The organism is Pseudomonas sp. 3296, from assembly GCF_031456615.1.
GTDB classification, from domain to species: Bacteria; Pseudomonadota; Gammaproteobacteria; order Pseudomonadales; family Pseudomonadaceae; genus Aquipseudomonas; species Aquipseudomonas mucoides.
Genome location: NZ_JAVDUY010000005.1, coordinates 111,328 through 131,642, shown reverse-complemented (window position 1 = coordinate 131,642; position 20,315 = coordinate 111,328). Strand labels below are relative to the sequence as shown.

The 20,315-nt window shown below is 59.7% G+C and carries 17 protein-coding genes and 1 tRNA gene; 6 read left to right on the top strand and 12 right to left on the bottom strand.

Features of this window, described 5'->3' with window-relative positions; all coding sequences use genetic code 11:
- Positions 1–81: 81 nt before the first annotated feature.
- The 4 genes from queE to nadA all read left to right on the top strand — a co-directional run bounded on the left by queE (position 82) and on the right by nadA (position 2,894).
- Complete coding sequence (queE, locus tag J2X66_RS14715) at positions 82–729, top strand: 7-carboxy-7-deazaguanine synthase QueE (RefSeq protein WP_310265530.1); 648 nt, start codon at positions 82–84, stop codon at positions 727–729.
- 1 nt (position 730) lies between these two features.
- Positions 731–1,423: a 7-cyano-7-deazaguanine synthase QueC gene (gene queC, locus J2X66_RS14710; protein WP_310265528.1), complete on the top strand. Its 693-nt coding sequence runs from the start codon at positions 731–733 to the stop codon at positions 1,421–1,423.
- 63 nt (positions 1,424–1,486) lie between these two features.
- A tRNA-Lys gene (locus J2X66_RS14705) sits at positions 1,487–1,562 on the top strand.
- 273 nt (positions 1,563–1,835) lie between these two features.
- Complete coding sequence (gene nadA, locus J2X66_RS14700; RefSeq protein ID WP_140667536.1) at positions 1,836–2,894, top strand: quinolinate synthase NadA; 1,059 nt, start codon at positions 1,836–1,838, stop codon at positions 2,892–2,894.
- 70 nt (positions 2,895–2,964) lie between these two features.
- Here nadA and J2X66_RS14695 read toward each other — a convergent pair whose 3' ends face one another.
- From J2X66_RS14695 to arcD (J2X66_RS14640), 12 genes are all read right to left on the bottom strand, one after another.
- Positions 2,965–3,453, bottom strand: coding sequence for an RDD family protein (locus tag J2X66_RS14695; protein WP_027922947.1), 489 nt, complete (start codon positions 3,451–3,453; stop codon positions 2,965–2,967).
- 95 nt (positions 3,454–3,548) lie between these two features.
- Positions 3,549–3,761, bottom strand: a complete 213-nt coding sequence (locus J2X66_RS14690; protein WP_003175786.1) for a cold-shock protein — start codon at positions 3,759–3,761, stop codon at positions 3,549–3,551.
- Positions 3,762–4,165: 404 nt separating this feature from the next.
- On the bottom strand, positions 4,166–5,290 hold the full coding sequence (gene gcvT, locus J2X66_RS14685) for a glycine cleavage system aminomethyltransferase GcvT (protein WP_310265508.1): 1,125 nt from the start codon (positions 5,288–5,290) through the stop codon (positions 4,166–4,168).
- 37 nt (positions 5,291–5,327) lie between these two features.
- A complete protein-coding gene (locus J2X66_RS14680; RefSeq protein WP_310265506.1) occupies positions 5,328–6,704 on the bottom strand; it encodes an L-serine ammonia-lyase in 1,377 nt (458 codons plus the stop codon).
- Positions 6,705–6,920: 216 nt separating this feature from the next.
- Complete coding sequence (gene gcvP / locus J2X66_RS14675; RefSeq protein ID WP_310265503.1) at positions 6,921–9,788, bottom strand: aminomethyl-transferring glycine dehydrogenase; 2,868 nt, start codon at positions 9,786–9,788, stop codon at positions 6,921–6,923.
- Positions 9,789–9,799: 11 nt separating this feature from the next.
- The gene (gene gcvH / locus J2X66_RS14670; RefSeq protein ID WP_310265501.1) at positions 9,800–10,183 is read right to left on the bottom strand and encodes a glycine cleavage system protein GcvH; all 384 of its coding nucleotides are present in this window, start codon (positions 10,181–10,183) and stop codon (positions 9,800–9,802) included.
- Positions 10,184–10,537: 354 nt separating this feature from the next.
- A complete protein-coding gene (locus tag J2X66_RS14665; protein WP_310265499.1) occupies positions 10,538–12,046 on the bottom strand; it encodes a sigma-54-dependent transcriptional regulator in 1,509 nt (502 codons plus the stop codon).
- 204 nt (positions 12,047–12,250) lie between these two features.
- Positions 12,251–12,613, bottom strand: a complete 363-nt coding sequence (locus tag J2X66_RS14660) for a DUF5064 family protein (RefSeq protein WP_310265497.1) — start codon at positions 12,611–12,613, stop codon at positions 12,251–12,253.
- A gap of 12 nt (positions 12,614–12,625) precedes the next feature.
- Complete coding sequence (gene arcC / locus J2X66_RS14655) at positions 12,626–13,555, bottom strand: carbamate kinase (RefSeq protein ID WP_310265495.1); 930 nt, start codon at positions 13,553–13,555, stop codon at positions 12,626–12,628.
- A 153-nt stretch (positions 13,556–13,708) separates the two neighbouring features.
- On the bottom strand, positions 13,709–14,719 hold the full coding sequence (locus J2X66_RS14650) for an ornithine carbamoyltransferase (RefSeq protein ID WP_310265493.1): 1,011 nt from the start codon (positions 14,717–14,719) through the stop codon (positions 13,709–13,711).
- Between the two features lie 83 nt (positions 14,720–14,802).
- The gene (gene arcA, locus J2X66_RS14645; RefSeq protein WP_310265491.1) at positions 14,803–16,059 is read right to left on the bottom strand and encodes an arginine deiminase; all 1,257 of its coding nucleotides are present in this window, start codon (positions 16,057–16,059) and stop codon (positions 14,803–14,805) included.
- A gap of 35 nt (positions 16,060–16,094) precedes the next feature.
- Positions 16,095–17,522 carry an arginine-ornithine antiporter gene (gene arcD, locus J2X66_RS14640; protein ID WP_310265489.1) on the bottom strand — a complete coding sequence of 476 codons (1,428 nt, stop codon included), beginning with the start codon at positions 17,520–17,522 and terminating at the stop codon, positions 16,095–16,097.
- A gap of 462 nt (positions 17,523–17,984) precedes the next feature.
- On the opposite strand from arcD (J2X66_RS14640), the gene arcD (J2X66_RS14635) reads away from it, so the two are divergent.
- Positions 17,985–19,412 carry an arginine-ornithine antiporter gene (gene arcD / locus J2X66_RS14635; protein ID WP_310265488.1) on the top strand — a complete coding sequence of 476 codons (1,428 nt, stop codon included), beginning with the start codon at positions 17,985–17,987 and terminating at the stop codon, positions 19,410–19,412.
- Entirely contained in the window at positions 19,409–20,272 is an 864-nt protein-coding gene (locus J2X66_RS14630; RefSeq protein WP_310265486.1) for a DNA-3-methyladenine glycosylase, read from the top strand. Before arcD (J2X66_RS14635) ends, J2X66_RS14630 begins: the two co-directional genes overlap by 4 nt.
- Positions 20,273–20,315 lie beyond the last annotated feature (43 nt).

Here is a 20,315-nt window from a genome sequence, read left to right as displayed (position 1 = left end):
TGGGATCTGCGCGGTGGCGGGGTTCCTTGAAGTGCCTGACGGAGGCGGACAGCCTGTTTAGCTGTTATGCCCGTGGCGACTATGCAAGACACATTGAGAATTACCGAAGTTTTTTACTCGTTGCAGGGTGAAACGCGAACTGCCGGGCTGCCCACAGTATTTGTGCGCCTGACCGGCTGCCCCTTGCGTTGCCAATACTGCGACAGCGCCTACGCGTTCACTGGTGGCACCCTTCGCCCGCTCGAAGACATCCTCGAGCAAGTGGCCGGTTTCCGCCCCCGTTATGTGTGTGTTACCGGTGGCGAGCCACTGGCACAACCTAACGCCATCCCATTGCTCAAGCAGTTGTGCGACGCCGGGTACGAAGTGTCACTGGAAACCAGTGGTGCGCTTGATATCTCGGCGGTAGATTCCCGGGTCAGTCGCGTTGTCGACCTGAAAACCCCGGGTTCGAAGGAAGCACATCGCAACCGCTACGAAAATATCGAGCTGCTCACGCCCAACGATCAGGTGAAGTTTGTCATCTGCTCGCGGGATGACTACGACTGGGCAGTGTCCAAGCTGATCCAGTACGGTCTTGACCGGCGCGCCGGCGAAGTCCTGTTCTCGCCAAGCCACCACGACCTGAATGCTCGGGACCTGGCGGATTGGGTGGTGGCGGACAACCTGCCAGTGCGTTTGCAATTGCAGCTGCATAAATATCTTTGGAATGACGAGCCGGGGCGCTGAAATGACGGAACAACTGAACACCGCTGAAAAACGAGCAGTCATCCTGTTGTCCGGCGGGCTGGACTCGGCAACTGTCGTGGCCATGGCCCGCGCCGAAGGCTACAGCTGCTACACCATGAGCTTTGATTACGGCCAGCGCTCTCAGGCCGAGTTGCATGCCGCTGCACGCGTTGCCCATGACCTGGGTGTGGTCGAGCACAAGGTGATCGGCCTCAACCTGAACGGTATGGGCGGCTCGGCGCTGACCGACAGCAGCATCGACATTCCGGAGGAGCTGGGGGAGGGTATTCCAGTGACTTACGTGCCTGCGCGCAACACGGTATTCCTGTCGCTGGCCTTGGGCTGGGCTGAAGTGCTCGGTGCACGTGACATCTTCATTGGCGTGAACGCCGTGGATTACTCCGGTTACCCCGACTGCCGTCCCGAGTTCATCGAGTCCTTCGAGCGCATGGCCAATCTGGCGACCAAAGCCGGGGTAGAGGGCAATGGCTTCCGTATCCAGGCACCCCTGCAGAACCTGAGCAAGGCGCAAATTGTCGAGGCGGGCGTGAAGCTGGGCGTCAATTACGGGCTGACGGTTTCCTGTTATCAGGCTGACGATGACGGTAGTGCATGCGGCAAATGCGACAGCTGCCGACTGCGTGCAGAAGGCTTTGCGGCGGCCGGAATCAGCGACCCAACACGTTATTTTTGATTTATTTCAAATTAGGTGTTGAATAGTCCTTAAAAATCAGTATTATACGCGCCACCACACAGCGGGTCGTTAGCTCAGTTGGTAGAGCAGTTGGCTTTTAACCAATTGGTCGTAGGTTCGAATCCCACACGACCCACCATTTTTGTAGCAGTTTTAAAAGTCTGGAAGGCCCACGCAAGTGAGGATTTCCGGATTTTTTTTTGCCCGCGATTTGAGCTCGCCCAGGCCCTGGGCTGCATCGCATGACGCAGGTCAGAATCATCTTTTGCATCCACGGGATATTCTGTAGCCTTGCGCAACTTCAACGCTGTCCGTGCCTGATGAATACTCACTCTCCCGGCGGTACCCTGATGGGGCCGGAGCCGGGTGTATACTCGACTTTCGCGCGAAAGCGCCTGCAGGTCTTGCGAACATGACGCAGATTTCCGAACGCCTTCTGGTTCAAGCTCACCTCGACGCCAAGCAGCCCAAGCCGCTGACCGCCGAGGAAGAGGCTTATTACCGTGCTGCCATCGCCGCCGAGCTCAAGGCTCAGGACGCGGTGCTGGTTGCCCACTTCTATTGCGATCCGGTGATTCAGGCCCTGGCCGAAGAAACGGGTGGTTGCGTCTCCGACTCGCTGGAGATGGCCCGCTTCGGCAATGCTCACCCGGCCAAGACCGTGGTGGTCGCCGGGGTGAAGTTCATGGGCGAAACCGCAAAAATCCTCAATCCCGAAAAACGCGTGCTGATGCCCACCCTCGAAGCGACGTGCTCGCTGGACCTGGGTTGCCCGGTGGACGAGTTTTCGGCGTTCTGTGATCAGCACCCGGAACGCACGGTGGTGGTGTATGCCAACACCTCGGCCGCGGTCAAGGCGCGGGCGGACTGGGTGGTGACATCCAGCTGTGCGCTGGAAATCGTCGAAAGCCTGATGGATAACGGCGAGACCATTATCTGGGGCCCGGACAAGCACCTGGGCACCTACATTCAGCGCCAGACCGGTGCGGACATGCTGCTCTGGGACGGTGCCTGCATCGTTCACGAAGAGTTCAAGTCCAAGCAGCTTGAAGACATGAAAGCGCTGTACCCGGATGCCGCCATTCTGGTGCACCCGGAATCGCCGACCTCGGTGATCGAGCTGGCGGATGCCGTTGGTTCCACCAGTCAGCTGATCGCAGCGGCTCAGCGCCTGCCGAACAAGACCCTGATCGTCGCCACCGATCGCGGCATCTTCTACAAGATGCAGCAGCTGTGCCCGGACAAGGTCTTCATCGAGGCGCCAACGGCCGGTAACGGCGCAGCCTGCCGCAGTTGCGCGCACTGCCCGTGGATGGCGATGAACACCCTTGAGCGCACGCTGAAGAGCTTGAAAGAGGGGGCGAACGAGATCTTTGTGGATCCGGCGCTGATTCCGCAGGCGATTCGGCCGTTGAAGCGCATGCTGGACTTTACTCAGGCTGCGCGGATGAAGCTGGCCGGTAACGCCTGAGCTCTTTGAGCTAGTCCTGAAAAACCTGTGGGAGCAAGCTTGCTCCCACAGTGGTTTCTGTATGGCTGAATTACTTGGTCTTCTTTGGGATGCGCACAAGCTGAGTGTTGGAGTACATGTCATGCCAGCTGCGTTTCTGCTTATCAAATAATGGCCAGATAAACCCCAGGCCCACGCACAGCCAAGAAGCAATCGACACCACAAAGCGCAACAACGCCTGCCAAAGGCTGATGGACGAGCCATCGGCATTCTGCACACGGATGCACCACACCTGCATGCCGAGGGTCTGCCCCGACCAGGTCCAGAACTTGGCGAAGAAGCCGAACAGCACAAACAGCAGCACCGTCGAGAGCAATGGATCCCCGTCCAGCGCGCCGGCTTCAGTCAGGGTGCGCATTTTCTCCTCGCCGAGGATCGCCATCTGGATCATCTTGTAGACGCCGCTGGTGACGATCAGCAGGGCGGTACACAACAGGAAGTCATAGAACATCGCTGCCAGGCGACGACCCAGGGTGGCGGCGGGAAAGTCGCCCTGGGGATTGAGCAGGTGTTTCGACATGGCAGCCTCTGAGCGGAAAAAGAAGCCATTTTACGGATTTACGCGCACAAAAAAGCCCCTGATGTCAGCATCAGGGGCTTTTTCGTAACAGAAGATTAGGCTTCTGCTTGTACTTCGTCAGCCTGCATGCCTTTCTGGCCTTGCACAGCAACGAAAGTCACTTTCTGGCCTTCTTTCAGGCTCTTGAAGCCGTTGCCCTGGATGGCGCGGAAATGTACGAACAGATCCGGACCGCTTTCAGGAGTGATAAAACCAAAACCTTTCTCGTCGTTAAACCACTTGACGGTACCGCTCTGACGTTGGGACATTTCTTATTTCCTTTGACGCAAAAATTAATGACAGTCTCTTTCTCATGAAAGAGTACTGGGGCTGGTTGCAGGAGAGTAAGAAGACGTCGAACGGGATGTAGCTAACTTGTAGGCTACTGCCCAGGTCACGATTCCAAGCGACCCATGCAAACACAGTGAACAAACTCTACGCCAACTACGGGAGAAAAAACAAGCCCTGTCAGAGGCCCGGATTTACTCAGGTTGAGGGTACTAGTCGATCCACTAGTGCCGTCTTATTCTTTGCCGCTGTTCAATTGTTTTCGATCGTTATAAGCAACGTTCATAAACGAAGGCTGGCTATAAAGATATGCACTGTTTTATGGCGGTTGCGTTACACATTAGTGCACTGTTAACGCAACCGCGTTACTTATAGAAACAGTCAATCAGCCGCGATAGTAGCGTTGTGCAACAAATGGCATTTTGCTTACAAGCAAAGGCACCTTTTTCCCACGAACGATCGCCCAAACGGGTGTGTCGATAGCCATATAAGCGCTGTCGAGGTAACCCATGGCCAAAGGAGCGCCCAGGGTCGGACCGAAGCCGCCGCTGCAAACAGCGCCGATGATCTCGCCGGCCTCGTTGACGATTTCTGCGCCTTCACGCACGGGTGTGCGTTCCTGAGGCAGCAGGCCGACGCGCTTGCGGCTGACGCCACCTTGCTGTTGTGCGAACACGGTTTCAGCGCCAGGGAAGCCGCCGGCCCGCGCGCCATCGGCACGACGAGGCTTGGAGATGGCCCACAGCAGGCTCGCTTCGATCGGGGTGGTCTCGGTGTTCATGTCGTGGCCATAGAGGCACAGGCCGGCTTCCAGGCGCAGCGAGTCGCGTGCGCCGAGGCCGATGGCCGCCACTTCAGGTTCAGCCAGCAGGGCGCGAGCCAGGGTTTCGGCGTTGGCGGCCGGTACCGAGATTTCGAAACCGTCTTCACCGGTGTAGCCCGAACGGCTGACAAAGCAGTCCACGCCCAGCAGTTTCACGCGGGTGAACTGCATAAAGGTCATCTTCGCCACTTCCGGCGCCAGGCGTGCGAGCACGGTGACGGCGGCCGGGCCTTGCAGCGCCAGCAGGGCGCGTTCTTCGAACAGCGGCTCGATGGTGCACTGCTCGCCGATGTGCTTGCGCAGGTGCGCCAGGTCTTGATCCTTGCAGGCTGCGTTGACCACCAGGAACAGTTCGTCGTTACCGAGGTTGGCAACCATCAGGTCGTCGAGGATGCCACCGGTTTCGTTGGTGAACATTGCGTATCGCTGCATGCCCACCGGCAGGTCGATGATGTCGACCGGCACCAGGGTTTCCAGGGCCTTGGCGGCGTTGGCGCCGGTCAGGCGGATCTGGCCCATGTGCGACACATCGAACAGCCCGGCCTGATCACGGGTGTGCTGGTGTTCTTTCATCACGCCGAGCGGGTATTGCACCGGCATGTCATAGCCGGCGAACGGCACCATGCGTGCGCCGAGTTCGATGTGCAGTGCGTGCAGCGGGGTTTTCAGCAATTGTTCGGTGGACATATTCAGCTCCTGAAAAAGTGTGCAGTGCGCGTGAGCATCAGCACTCGATAATGTTGACCGCCAAACCGCCGCGGGCGGTTTCCTTGTATTTGCTTTTCATGTCGGCGCCGGTCTGGCGCATGGTACGGATGACCTTGTCGAGGGAGACGAAGTGCTGACCGTCGCCGCGCAGGGCCATGCGTACCGCGTTGATCGCCTTGACCGAACCCATGGCGTTGCGCTCGATGCAAGGCACTTGCACCAGCCCGCCAATCGGGTCGCAGGTCAGGCCGAGGTTATGTTCCATGCCGATTTCGGCGGCGTTTTCCACTTGCTGCACGGTCCCGCCAAGGACCTCGCACAAGGCGCCGGCCGCCATCGAACAAGCCACGCCGACTTCGCCCTGGCAGCCGACTTCGGCGCCGGAGATCGAGGCGTTTTCCTTGTAGAGAATGCCGATGGCCGCCGCCGTCAGCAGGAAGCGTACGACGCCGTCTTCGTTGGCACCGGGAATGAAGCGCATGTAGTAATGCAAAACTGCCGGAACAATCCCGGCTGCACCGTTTGTGGGCGCGGTGACGACGCGTCCGCCGTTGGCGTTTTCTTCGTTGACCGCCAGGGCGTACAGGTTGACCCAGTCCAGCACTGACAGCGGATCGCGCAGTGACGATTCCGGGTTTTTGCACAATTGCCGGTGCAGTGCCGCCGCGCGACGCTTGACCTTCAACCCGCCGGGCAGAATGCCTTCGTTGCGGCAACCGGCGTCGACGCAGTCCTGCATTACTTGCCAGATTTTCAGCAGGCCGGCGCGGGTTTCCGCTTCCGGGCGCCAGGCGCTTTCGTTGGTCAGCATCACCTGGCTGATGGACAGGCCGTAGGTGGTGCAATGACTGAGCAAGTCCTTGGCACTTTTGAACGGGAAGGTCAGCGGCGTGGCGTCTTCGACGATGCGGTCGGCGCCGGCTGCATCTTCATCGACCACAAAGCCACCCCCGACCGAGTAGTACTCGCGGCTGCGGATCTGCAGGCCGGCGGCGTCGAATGCGCGAAAGATCATGCCGTTGGGGTGATAGGGCAAGGGTTTGCGAATCATTGCCAGGTGTTCTTTCTCGTTGAACGCAATGCTGTGTTCACCGAGCAGGTTCAAGCGACCGTTGCCGCGAATGTCTTGCAGGCGGGCGGCGACGGTTTCGGTATTCACGGTGTCCGGGTGTTCACCTTCGAGGCCGAGCAACACAGCCTTGTCGCTGCCGTGGCCCTTGCCGGTGGCGCCGAGCGAGCCGTAGAGCTCGACTTTGACGCAGGTGGTGGCGGCCAACAGCCCTTCGCGGCGCAACCCTTCGGCAAAACGCGCGGCTGCGCGCATCGGGCCGACGGTGTGGGAACTGGAGGGGCCAATGCCAATCTTGAACAGGTCGAACACGCTTAACGACATGGTTGTTCTCCGGTTTCTTGTTATAGGTATGGGCGCGATCTGGGAAGTGCCACAGAACCCTTGTAGGAGTGAGACCGGCTTGCCGGCGATAGCGGTCTAACATGCAACAAAAATGTCTACAGACAGATCGCTATCGCCGGCAAGCCGGTCTCACTCCGACAGTGTTTTGTGGTGTTCTCGAAAATGGAGGCGAGTAAACCCGCCCCCCTTATTCGTTTAAGCGTAGCTTTCGATCGATGGGCAGGCGCACACCAGGTTGCGATCGCCAAACACGTTGTCGACGCGACCGACCGGTGGCCAGTATTTGCCTTCGATCAGGGAGGCTACCGGGTACACCGCTTGCTCACGGCTGTACGGATGTGTCCACTCGCCAACGATCTCTGCCGCGGTGTGCGGAGCGTTCTTCAGCGGGTTGTCTTCCTTGTCCAGTGTGCCGTTTTCCACCGCGCGGATTTCTTCGCGGATGCGGATCATGGCGTCGCAGAAACGGTCCAGTTCTTCCTTGGATTCGCTTTCGGTCGGCTCGATCATCAGCGTGCCGGCGACCGGGAACGACATGGTCGGGGCGTGGAAGCCGAAGTCGATCAGGCGCTTGGCGACGTCATCAACGCTGATACCGCTGCTGTCTTTAAGCGGACGCAGGTCGAGGATGCATTCGTGTGCCACCAGGCCATTGCTGCCTGTGTACAGAACCGGGTAATGCTCTTCGAGGCGACGGGAGATGTAGTTGGCATTGAGGATCGCCAGCTGCGAAGCGCGTTTCAGGCCGGCGCCGCCCATCATCCGAATGTACATCCAGGTGATCGGCAGAATGCTCGCGCTGCCGAACGGTGCTGCGCAGACCGCGCCTTCCTTGCGTGCCATCTGGGCGTGGCCCGGCAGGAACGGAGTCAGGTGCGATTTCACGCCGATCGGGCCGACGCCCGGGCCGCCGCCGCCGTGTGGAATGCAGAAGGTTTTGTGCAGGTTCAGGTGCGACACGTCGCCGCCGAACTTGCCCGGTGCGCAGAGGCCGACCATCGCGTTCATGTTGGCGCCGTCGATGTACACCTGGCCGCCGTTGTCATGAATGATGCCGCAGATTTCGCGAATGCCTTCTTCGAACACGCCGTGGGTCGACGGGTAAGTGATCATCAGCGCAGCGAGGTGTTCGCGGTGCTCGATGGCTTTGGCGCGCAGGTCTTCGATGTCGACGTTGCCGCGCGCATCGCAAGCGGTCACGACCACACGCATGCCGGCCATGTTGGCGGTGGCCGGGTTGGTGCCGTGGGCGGACGACGGGATCAGGCAGATGTCGCGACGATCTTCGCCACGGCTCTGGTGATAGGCGCGGATGGCCAGCAAACCGGCGTATTCACCTTGCGAACCGGCGTTCGGTTGCAGTGAGATCGAGTCGTAACCGGTGGCGGCACAGAGCATCGCTTCCAGTTCGTCGGTCAGTTGCTGGTAGCCGGCGCTTTGCTCGGCCGGAGCGAACGGGTGCAGGGCTCCGAATTCAGCCCAGGTCACCGGGATCATTTCGCTGGCAGCGTTGAGTTTCATGGTGCACGAACCCAGCGGGATCATGGTGCGGTCCAGCGCCAGGTCCTTGTCGGCCAGCTTGCGCAGGTAGCGCATCAGCTCGGTTTCCGAGTGATAACGGTTGAACACCGGGTGGCTGAGGATCGGCGATTGACGCACCAGCGAAGCTGGGATGGTGCTCTGTACCGAGGCGGCCAGCGCAGCGAAGTCCGGCAGGGTCTTGCCGTCGGCGAACAGAGCCCACAGGGTTTGGATGTCAGCCTGGGTGGTGGTTTCGTCCACCGACAGGCCCAGACGCTGAGCATCGATGACGCGCAGGTTGATCTGCCGGGCGTGAGCCTTGTCGTGCAGCGCGGCGGTTTGCGCGCCGGTGGCCAGGGTCAGGGTGTCGAAGAAGCTGGCTTGCTCGACGGTCAGGCCCAGTGCGTTCAAGCCTTTGGCCAGAATGGCGGTCAGGTGATGCACGCGGTTGGCGATCTGGGTCAGGCCTTTCGGACCGTGGTACACGGCGTACATGCTGGCGATGTTGGCCAACAGCACTTGGGCGGTGCAGATGTTGCTCGTAGCCTTCTCGCGACGGATGTGTTGCTCGCGAGTCTGCATGGCCAGGCGCAGGGCCGGCTTACCGAAACGGTCCACCGAAACACCGACCAGACGGCCCGGCATGTCGCGCTTGAACGCGTCTTTAGTGGAGAAGTACGCCGCGTGCGGGCCACCGAAGCCCAGCGGAACACCGAAACGCTGGGCGCTGCCGATGGCCACGTCGGCGCCGAATTCGCCTGGCGGGGTCAGCACGGTCAGGGCCAGCAGGTCAGCGGCCACAGCCACCAGAGCGTTGGCGGCGTGGAAGCGTTGGGTCAGTTCGCGGTAATCGAACACGTCACCGTTGCTGGCCGGGTATTGCAGCAGGGCGCCGAAGAATGGCGTCACGTCAGTGAGTTCGAGTTCGTCGCCGACCACCACATCAATGCCCAACGGCTCGGCACGGGTGCGCAGCACGTCGAGGGTTTGCGGGTGGCAATGCACGGAGGCGAAGAAGGCGTGGCTGCCCTTGTTCTTGCTCAGGCGTTTGCAGAAGGTCATGGCTTCGGCTGCGGCGGTGGCTTCATCGAGCAAGGACGCGTTGGCAATCGGCAGGCCGGTCAGGTCGCTGATCAGGGTCTGGAAGTTCAACAGCGCTTCGAGACGGCCCTGGGAAATTTCTGGCTGGTACGGGGTGTAGGCGGTGTACCAGGCCGGGTTTTCCAGCAGGTTGCGCAGGATCGGCGACGGCGTGTGGGTGCCGTAGTAGCCCTGGCCAATGTAGGTCTTGAACAGCTGGTTTTTACCGGCGATGGCTTTGATCGAGGCGAGGGCTTCAGCCTCGCTCAAACCGTCTTCCAGGCCCAGCACGCTGGTGCCTTTGATGCTGTCCGGGATCACGCTGGCGCTCAGGGCTTCCAGCGAGTCGAAGCCGAGGCTGTTGAGCATGGCTTGCTCGTCGCCGGCACGCGGGCCGATGTGACGGGCGATGAATTCGTTGGCGGTGGTCAGGTTTACAGAAACAGAAGGTACTTGGGTCATGTCAGCGCTCCTCAGGCTTCGGCGTTGGCTTTGATCAGACGGTCGTAAGCGTCCTGGTCCAGCAGTTTGGCGACCGCCGAGGCGTCGCTTGGCTGGAAGCGGAAGAACCAGCCTTCGCCCAGTGGATCTTCATTGACCAGTTCAGGGCTGCTGTCGAGTGCCGGGTTGACTTCCAGCACGTCGCCGTCGAGTGGCATGTAGACGCCGCTGGCGGCTTTTACCGATTCCACGGTGGCGGCTTCAGCGCCTTTGTCGTAGGACTGCAGCTCAGGCAGTTGTACGAAAACCACGTCGCCCAAGGCGTTCTGTGCGAAAGCGGTGATGCCGACAGTAACGCTGCCGTCAGCTTCGGTGCGCAGCCATTCGTGATCTTCAGTAAAACGCAAATCGCTCATGAGAACTCCTAAGGGGGGCCAGACTCGTCTGGTGGACGCTATTGAATGCTTGGGCAAAAAAGCCGTGTTATGACGAACTACTTAGCAAGAACACGGCCAATGTTTGTTTTATCTTTATTAATCAGTGGGTTGGGATGTTTTGCAGGGCGGGAGAATTCGCTCGCTGTAGCGAAATCGATACGGACAAAGTCAGGCAAGAAAGCTGAGGTCAATCAAAGCCTTGCACAGCCGTGATCGGGGAGGGGTGTAGCGATATCGTTCCGCTGTAGCGCTTTCAGTACAGGTAGAGGTCGTTTTTAAGCAGGAGTTTTCAGGTAACACACAAAACCTGTGGGGTGTGGTTCAACCTCAACCTCAGGGCTTGTTGGGTATGCCGTACTTGCGCAACCGATGGGCAATCGCGGTGTGGGATGTCTGCAGGCGGCTGGCCAGTTGGCGGGTCGAGGGGTAGCTGACGTAGAGCTTTTCCAGCAGGGTTTTCTCGAACTCTTCCATCGCCTGCTCCAGGCTGTCGACTTCGTTGTCGCTCTGGCGCGCCACCGAGGTGCCGGCGATGTCGAGGTCGCCGATGTCGACCAGCGTGCTTTCGCAAATTGCCGCGGCGCGGAAGATCACGTTCTGCAATTGCCGCACGTTGCCCGGCCAGCGATTGCCCAGCAGTGCCGGGTAGGTGCCCGGCGCCAGGCGACAAACCGGGCGCTGGATCTGCGCGCAGGCTTGCTGCATGAAGTAGCGGGCGAGCAACAGAATGTCCTGGCCACGTTCGCGCAGCGGCGGGACTTCAACGTTGAGTACATTGAGGCGGTAAAACAGGTCTTCGCGGAAGCTGCCTTCGCTGACCATCTTTTCCAGATCACGGTGGGTGGCGCTGAGGATTCGCACATTGACCTTGACCTCACGATCACCGCCGACCCGGCGGAAACTGCCGTCATTGAGAAAACGCAGCAGTTTGGCCTGCAAGTACGGCGACATCTCCCCGATTTCATCGAGAAACACCGTGCCCTGGTTGGCCAGTTCCATCAGCCCCGGTTTGCCGCCCCGTTGCGCGCCGGTAAAGGCACCGGGGGCGTAGCCGAACAGTTCACTTTCGGCGAGGTTCTCCGGCAATGCTGCGCAGTTCAACGCAAGAAAGGGCGAATTGTGTCGAGCGCTGATGGCATGGCAGGCCCGGGCGACCAATTCCTTGCCGGTGCCGGTTTCGCCCTGAATCAACAGCGGCGCATCGAGTGCGGCCACCCGTTGCGCCCGAGCCTTGAGCGTGCGGATCACCGGCGACTCGCCGAGCAGCGCATCGAATCCTTCGGCGTGATCATGGTGCAGCGCCGAGAGGCGTTCGCCGATGCGGTTGGGTTGATACAGGGTCAGCAGGGCGCCAGCGTCGGTGATCGGCGTGGCGTCCAGCAGCAACGTCTGGCCGTTGACCGTGATTTCCCGCAGCGGCAGGCGAAAGCCCTGTTCCAGCAAGGTGTCGAGCAGCGCCGGGTCGGAGAACAGGTCGGCGATGCTTTCACCGGCGGGTTCACGCCCATACAACGCGATCAATGCCGGGTTGGCCAGCAACACGTTGCCGGCACTGTCCAGGGCCAGTACCGGGTCGGTCATGGCCGCGAGCAAGGCGTCGAGTTGCAGGTGGCGGCGCTGGCCGGGAAGGATGTCGACCACCGTCACCGCTTGCACGCCACGCACGCTGAACAGCGCATCGCGCAGCTCTTCGAGGACTTCCGGACTCAGGGTCGGGGCATCGATGTAAACGTTGGGCGGGACCATTTCCACCGCATCGAGATTGAGATTGCGCCCACCGAGCAGGGCCAGGACTTCCTGGGTGATACCGACGCGGTCGATGAAACTGACGTGGATACGCATGGGGCGGTTTTTGGTTCTGGAGTGCGGAGGGGCGCAAGTATGCCTTGGGGCGGGCGAATGGTGAAATCCTGCGCGGGATTTCAGGCCCACACCGAACCTTTGCAGGAGTGAGCCTGCTCGCGATAGCGGTGTATCAGTCGACATCCATGGTGAATGTCAGTCCGCTATCGCGAGCAGGCTCACTCCTGCAGGGGGGAGTGTGGGTTACTCGAAGTTCTCGAGGTTCACCGGGTCGCCGGATTTCATGTCCAGCTTCGCCCGTATGTCTTCAAACACCAGATCGTAATGCTTGTGCACCGAGCCGATCTGGCTGTGTGTCTTTGGAATGCCGTACTGCTCGGCGATCTTCGTCACATTGTTGGCAAAGTTGTAGGCCTCCTCCTTGGGCAGGAAGAAGGTCTCTTTCATGTCCTTTCCCTGAATGTTGCCATGCATCGTGAACTGGATGCCTTTGACGCCTTTGGGGTTCTTGCTGACTTCATAGTCGAGGTGAATGTTGTAGCTGACATCATTCTTGTCCAACGCGTGACGCTCGATGTGCAAGTGACCCGGTTCAAACTGTGCCATAGACGTCTCTCCTTACAAGTAAGTAATGCCAGGTTTCGCCGTGCTGATGCGCGTACCTGCCTTGCCCTGGACGATCGCTTCAATGTCCGAGAGTGAACCGATTACCGCGGTTTTTCCAGTGTGGCGGGCGAACTCGCAAGCCGCTTGAACCTTGGGTCCCATGGAGCCTGCGGCGAAGCCGAGTTTTTCCATTTCATCCGGGTGAGCCTGGCCGATGGCTTTCTGGGTCGGCTTGCCGTAGTCGATGAAGGCGGCGCTGACGTCGGTGGCGATCACTAACAGATCGGCCTCAAGTTGTTCGGCCAGCAGCGCCGAGCACAAGTCTTTATCGATCACCGCCTCGACGCCTTCCAGTTTGCCGGGGGCGGTGTACATGGTCGGGATCCCGCCACCGCCGGCGCAGATCACGATGCTGCCTTTTTCCAGCAGCCATTTGATCGGGCGGATTTCGAAAATGCGTTTCGGTTTCGGGCTGGCCACCACGCGACGATACTTGTCGCCGTCCGGGGCAATCGCCCAGCCTTTCTCGGCGGCGAGTTTTTCCGCTTCGGCCTTGGCATACACCGGGCCGATCGGTTTGCTGGGGTTCTGGAACGCCGGGTCGTTGGCGTCGACTTCGACCTGGGTGAGCAGGGTCGCGAAGGGCACTTCGAAGTCCAGCAGGTTGCCCAGTTCCTGTTCGATGATGTAGCCGATCATGCCTTCGGTTTCGGCACCGAGCACGTCCAGCGGGTAAGGGGAAACCGAGGTGTAGGCCGCGGCTTGCAGCGACAACAGGCCGACCTGCGGGCCATTGCCGTGGGCGATCACCAGTTGGTTGCCGGCATGGACCTTGGCGATTTGTTCAGTGGCGATCCGGATGTTGGCGCGCTGGTTGTCCGCGGTCATGGGTTCACCACGGCGGAGCAGGGCGTTACCGCCCAGAGCTACGACGATACGCATAATGGCAATCCTTCTAAAACGAGAAATAAGCAGGTAACTCAGGCCTTTGTGGGAGCGAGCCTGCTCGCGACAGGGCCGTGTCAGTCGACGTCTATGTCGTCTGTTACCCCGTCATCGCGAGCAGGCTCGCTCCCACATTGACCGGTCCGTTCTTTAGAGGTCAGCCAGGGTCGATACCAGGATCGCCTTGATGGTGTGCATGCGGTTTTCCGCTTGCTCGAAGGCGATGCAGGCCGGCGACTCGAACACGTCATCAGTCACTTCGATGCCGTTCTTCAGGTTCGGGTACTGCTCGGCAATCTGCTTGCCGACTTTGGTATCACTGTTGTGGAAGGCCGGCAGGCAGTGCATGAACTTGGTGCGTGGGTTGCCGGTGGCTTTCATCAGTTCGGCGTTGACCTGATACGGCAGCAGTTGCTGGATACGTTCGGCCCAGGCTTCGACCGGTTCACCCATCGACACCCAGACGTCGGTGTGGATGAAGTCCACGCCTTTGACCGCAGCTTTGGTGTCTTCGGTCAGGGTGATGCGCGCGCCACTTTCTTCGGCATATTTGTGGCAGCGCTGTACCAGATCGTCCAGCGGCCACAGGGCTTTTGGCGCGCAGATGCGCACGTCCATGCCCAGCTTGGCGCCGATCAGCAGCAGCGAGTTACCCATGTTGTTGCGGGCGTCGCCCAGGTAGACGTAGCTGATGTCGTGGATCGGCTTGTCGGCGTGTTCGCGCATGGTCAGCACGTCGGCGATCATTTGCGTTGGGTGGTATTCATCGGTCAGGCCGTTGAACACCGGCACGCCGGCAAACTTGGCCAGTTCCTCGACGATTTCCTGCTTGAAGCCACGGTACTCGATAGCGTCGTACATGCGCCCCAGCACGCGGGCGGTGTCCTTCATGCTTTCCTTGTGGCCGATCTGCGAAGAGTTCGGGTCGATGTAGGTGACGTTGGCGCCCTGGTCATAAGCGGCGACTTCGAAGGCGCAGCGGGTGCGGGTCGAGGTTTTTTCGAAGATCAGCGCGATGTTGTTGCCTTTGAGGTGCTGCTGCTCGGTGCCGGTGTACTTGGCGCGCTTGAGGTCGCGGGACAGGTCGAGCAGGTAACGCAATTCGCGAGGGGTGTGGTGTTCCAGGCTCAGCAAATTACGGTTGTGAATGTTGAAAGCCATGATGGATCTCCTTAGGTGTCGGTTATCCCCCTGGCCGTGCTTGCCTTCGGGTAGAGGGCACAGCAGCGGCCAGGGCTCAAAGATTAATAGTCGATAGGGTCGCGAATGATCGGGCAGGTCATGCAGTGGCCGCCCCCGCGTCCACGCCCCAGTTCGCCGGCGCTGATGGTGATGACCTCGATACCCGCCTTGCGCAGCAAGGTGTTGGTGTAGGTGTTGCGGTCATAACCGATGACCACGCCCGGCTCCACGGCCACCACGTTGTTACCGTCATCCCACTGTTCGCGTTCGGCAGCGAAGCTGTTGCCGCCGGTTTCGACGACCCGCAACGCTTTCAGGTTGAGGGCCTTGGCCACGGTGTCGAGGAACGTGCCGTCTTCGCGTCGGATGTCGATGCCGCCCGGTTTCTTTTCGTCCGGACGCAGGGTGAAGGCGACGATCTGGTTCACGACTTCGGGGAAAATGGTGACCAGGTCGCGGTCACAGAAGCTGAACACGGTGTCCAGGTGCATCGCGGCACGGGATTTTGGCAGGCCGGCGACGATGACTTTTTCCACGGCTTTGTGTTTGAACAGGTTCAGCGCCAATTGACCGATGGCCTGGCGCGACGAACGCTCGCCCATACCGATCAGCACCACGCCGTTGCCGATCGGCATCACGTCGCCGCCTTCAAGGGTGGAGCTGCCGTGATCCACGTCCGGGTCGCCGTACCAGATCTCGAATTCGGCGTTGGTGAACTGCGGGTGGAATTTATAGATGGCGGTGGTCAGCAGGGTTTCCTGACGGCGCGCCGGCCAGTACATCGGGTTCAGGGTCACACCACCGTAGATCCAGCACGTAGTGTCGCGGGTGAACTGAGTGTTGGGCAGTGGCGGCAGAATGAAGCTGGAGTGGCCGAGGAAGTCGCGGAACATCTGGATGGTCTTGCCACCAAAGCTGTCCGGCAGGTCATCGGCGGAGACACCGCCAATCAGGAACTCGGCGATATGACGGGGCTCCAGGCTGAGCAGCCAGGATTTCACTTCGTTGATCAGGCCCAAACCCACCGAATCGGCGGTGACCTTGCGCTCCAGAATCCAGTCCAGCGCTTCGGGGATGGCGACGATGTCGGTCAACAGGTTGTGCATTTCCACAACGTCGATCCCGCGTTCGCGCATCTTGGTGACGAAGTCGAAGTGGTCACGCTTGGCTTGGGCGACCCACAGCACATCATCAAACAGCAGCTCGTCACAGTTATTCGGGGTGAGCCGCTGGTGGGCCAGGCCGGGGGAACAAACCATGACTTTGCGCAGTTTGCCGGCTTCGGAATGCACGCCGTACTTAACTTTTTCCGTGGTCATTACAGTGATCCTCCAGATGACAAATTATTCAGGTGTTACAGGGTCAGGAAGCCGGAATACAGTCCATAGGCCGCTACCACGGCACCTATGATCACGGCTGCAAAAATCAGCTTCTCGACGTTGGTGAAAACAGGTTTGCCCAGTTCTCGCTTGGCCTTGGCGAACAGGATCACGCCGGGCGCATAGAGCAGGGCGGACAACAGCAGGTATTTGGTGCCGCCGGCGTAGACCAGCCAGACGGCGTAGATCACCGCGACGCCGGCGATGAACAGGTCCTTGGAGCGATCGGCCTTGTCGACTTCGTAGCTCTCACCGCGTACCGCCAGCAACAGTGCATAAGCCGCCGACCACAGGTAGGGCACCAGGATCATCGAAGTGGCGAGGTAGATCAGCGACAGGTAAGTACTGGCCGAAAACAGGGTGATGACCAGGAACAGCTGCACCATTGCGTTGGTCAGCCACAGGGCGTTGACCGGCACGTGGTTGGCGTTCTCCTTGCGCAGGAACTCCGGCATGGTGTGGTCCTTGGCGGCGGCGAACATGATCTCCGCACACAGCAGCACCCACGACAGCAAGGCCCCCAGCAGCGAGATGATCAGACCGACGCTGATCAGCACCGCGCCCCAATGACCGACCACATGCTCCAGCACGGCCGCCATCGACGGGTTCTGCAGCTTGGCCAGTTCAGGTTGGGTCATGATCCCCAGGGACAATACGTTCACCAGCACCAGGAACAGCAGCACGGTGATGAAACCGATGACGGTGGCTTTACCGACGTCGGTGCGTTTTTCTGCGCGGGCCGAGAAAATGCTCGCGCCCTCGATGCCGATGAACACCCAGACGGTGACCAGCATCATTTTGCGCACCTGATTCATCACGCTGCCCAGGTCCGGGTTTTTCAAACCCCAGATGTCGGCGGTGAAGATGTCCAGTTTGAAGGCGAAAATCGCGATCAGCACAAACAGCAGCAGCGGCACGATTTTGGCGACCGTGGTCACCAGGTTGATGAACGCCGCTTCCTTGATCCCGCGCAATACGAGGAAATGCACACCCCAGAGCAGGACCGATGCACCGATGATGGCCGCGACCGTATTACCTTCGCCAAAAATGGGGAAGAAGTAGCCGAGGGTGCTGAACAGCAGAACGAAGTAGCCGACGTTGCCCAGCCAGGCACTGATCCAGTACCCCCAGGCGGAAGAGAAACCCATGTAGTCGCCGAAACCGGCCTTGGCGTAGGCGTACACCCCGCCATCCAGATCAGGCTTGCGGTTGGCCAGGGTCTGAAAGACGAAGGCCAGCGTGAGCATGCCGACAGCGGTAATGGCCCAGCCGATCAGGACCGCGCCAACGTCCGCACTGGCGGCCATGTTTTGTGGCAAGGAAAAGATCCCGCCACCAATCATTGAGCCAACAACCAGTGCAACCAATGCGCCGAGTTTCAGTTTTCCGGGGGATTCAGACATCGCATGACTCCAGTGCAGGAGAAGAGAGACAACAGAGTAGTTCTGTTAGCTGTTCAAATATCTGACTTAGATCAGTGCATTGGCACATTCCATTGTTAAATAAAGACTTTTGGATATTGCTCCGGCCACACACGGATTGCCGCAGAAGCCTAATCCAGACGGCTCACTCAGAGCTATCCGAAATAAGAGAGTTTGGCTTGCGATCTTTAAATTAGTTTGTTTTGGCGTTTCCGCAACTATTTGGCAGTCGTTTCCAGGGTGGAATTGATTTGTCGGGATTTATCGACAAAATCACTCTTTGCCATGACGCCTATAGAGTGATCGGTTATAAATAACCGTGCTCGAAATGGCTTTATCTAATAAACGTTATTACGCTGTATCTATTTAGTTAAGCCAACCCTGTGAAGGTTTCAAAATCATGACAGCCCTTGGCCGACTGTGGACAAAAATGGAGATGCAGGAATGTCACAACCCACGCAAAAGCTACGCCTGAGCGCACTGATCGCCCTGGTGGTGGGGTCGATGATTGGCGGCGGCATCTTTTCCTTGCCGCAGAACATGGCCGCGCGGGCCGACGCGGGGGCGGTGCTGATCGGCTGGGCCATTACTGCTGTCGGCATGCTGACCCTGGCGTTCGTCTTCCAGACCCTGGCCAATCGCAAACCCGAACTGGACTCCGGGGTGTACGCCTACGCCAAGGCGGGATTCGGTGACTACATGGGATTCTCGTCGGCCTGGGGATACTGGATCAGTGCCTGGCTCGGCAACGTCGGTTATTTCGTGTTGCTGTTCAGCACCCTCGGTTATTTCTTTCCGGTCTTTGGCCAGGGCAACACGCCGATTGCCATCGGCTGCGCTTCGGTGCTGCTGTGGGCCGTGCATTTTCTGGTGATGCGCGGGATCAAGGAGGCGGCGTTCATCAACCAGGTGACCACCGTGGCCAAGATCGTGCCGCTGATCATGTTCATCGTCATCGCCGCCGTCGCCTTCAAGGCCGACATTTTTACCCGGGACATCTGGGGCCGTAGCAACCCGAGTTTCGGCGGGGTGATGGACCAGGTGCGCAACATGATGCTGGTGACAGTGTTCGTGTTCATCGGCATTGAGGGCGCCAGTGTGTATTCGGCGCGCGCGGAGAAACGTTCGGACGTCGGCCGGGCAACGGTCATCGGTTTTCTCGGGGTGCTGGCGTTGTTGGTGCTGGTGAATGTGTTGTCGCTGGGGATCATGAGCCAGCCGCAATTGGCCAACCTGCAGAACCCGTCACTGGCAGCGGTGCTGGAACACATCGTCGGGCCTTGGGGCGCGTTGCTGATCAGTGTCGGCCTGGCGATTTCGCTGTTGGGGGCGTTGCTGTCATGGGCGCTGCTGTGTGCCGAGATCCTGTTCGCCACGGCGAAGGACAACACCATGCCGGCCTTCCTGAAAAAGGAAAACGCCAACCATGTGCCGGTCAACGCCCTGTGGCTGACCAACGTGATGATCCAGTTGTTCCTGCTGATCACGCTGTTTTCCGCCGGCACTTACACCAGCCTGATCTACCTTGCGTCCTCAATGATTCTGGTGCCGTACCTGTGGTCGGCGGCGTATGCGGTGTTGTTGAGCGGGCGCGGTGAAACCTACGAACACGCCAGTGCCGAGCGCACCAAAGACCTGATGATCGGCGGAATCGCGCTGGGGTATGCGGTGTGGTTGCTGTATGCCGGCGGGGTCAAATACCTGCTGCTGTCGGCGCTGCTGTATGCGCCGGGGGTGATTCTGTTTGCCAAGGCCAAGCATGAGCAGGGCGAGCCATTGTTCACTCATGTAGAGAAGGGCATTTTTACCGGTGTCCTGATTGGTGCCGGGTTGGCTGCATATGGGTTGTACAGCGGTTTGCTGTCGTTGTGAGGTTGTTGCTGGCGTATCAACCGCCCTATGACTGGGTGGCGATGTTGCAGTTCTTGTCGGTGCGGGCGGTGGCCGGCATGGAAATCGTGACCGATGGAGTGTACTCGCGCAGCATCGGGTTGAACGGTGTTCACGGCACGTTTTCGATCGGGCCGGCGGGCGGTGATGCGCTTGAGCTGACGCTGGATTTTGCGCAGGAGTCGGCGGTGCCCGAGATCGTGGCGCGCGTGCGACGGATGTTTGATCTGGACGCGGATTTGCCGTCGATTCATCGGCAGTTGAAGCGGGACCCGTTAATGGAACGCTTGATTGCCGAGCGTCCGGGCTTGCGGGTGCCGGGGGCCTGGGATGGGCTGGAACTGGCGATTCGGGCCGTGCTGGGGCAGCAGATTACCGTGGGGGCGGCGATTCGGTTGGCGGGTAAGTTGGTTGCGCAGTATGGTGCGCCGTTGTCGTCGCGGCTGGCGGGTTTGAGCCATGTGTTTCCTGGGCCTGAAGTGTTGGCGCAGGCGGAGCTGGCGACGTTGGGCATGCCGAAAAGTCGGGGGCGGACGTTGTCGGGCGTGGCTCAGGCGTTGCTGGATGATCCGCTGTTGTTTGCGCCGGGGCGGGAGGGCTGTGTGGCGCGGTTGTCGGCGTTGCACGGCATTGGCGACTGGACGGCGCAGTACATTGCCTTGCGTCAGCTGCGTGAGGCGGATGCGTTTCCGTCCGGGGATGTGGGGTTGATCAAGGCGTTGGCGGCACTCGAGCAAAGGCCGGTGACGGCGCGCGAATTGCTGTTGCGCGCCGAGGCGTGGCGACCTTGTCGAGGGTATGCGGCGCAGTTGCTTTGGACATCGCTGAACCGGATGGATTGAGCTGATCCGGGATTTGTATTGACTCTGCTGGCCTCATCGCGAG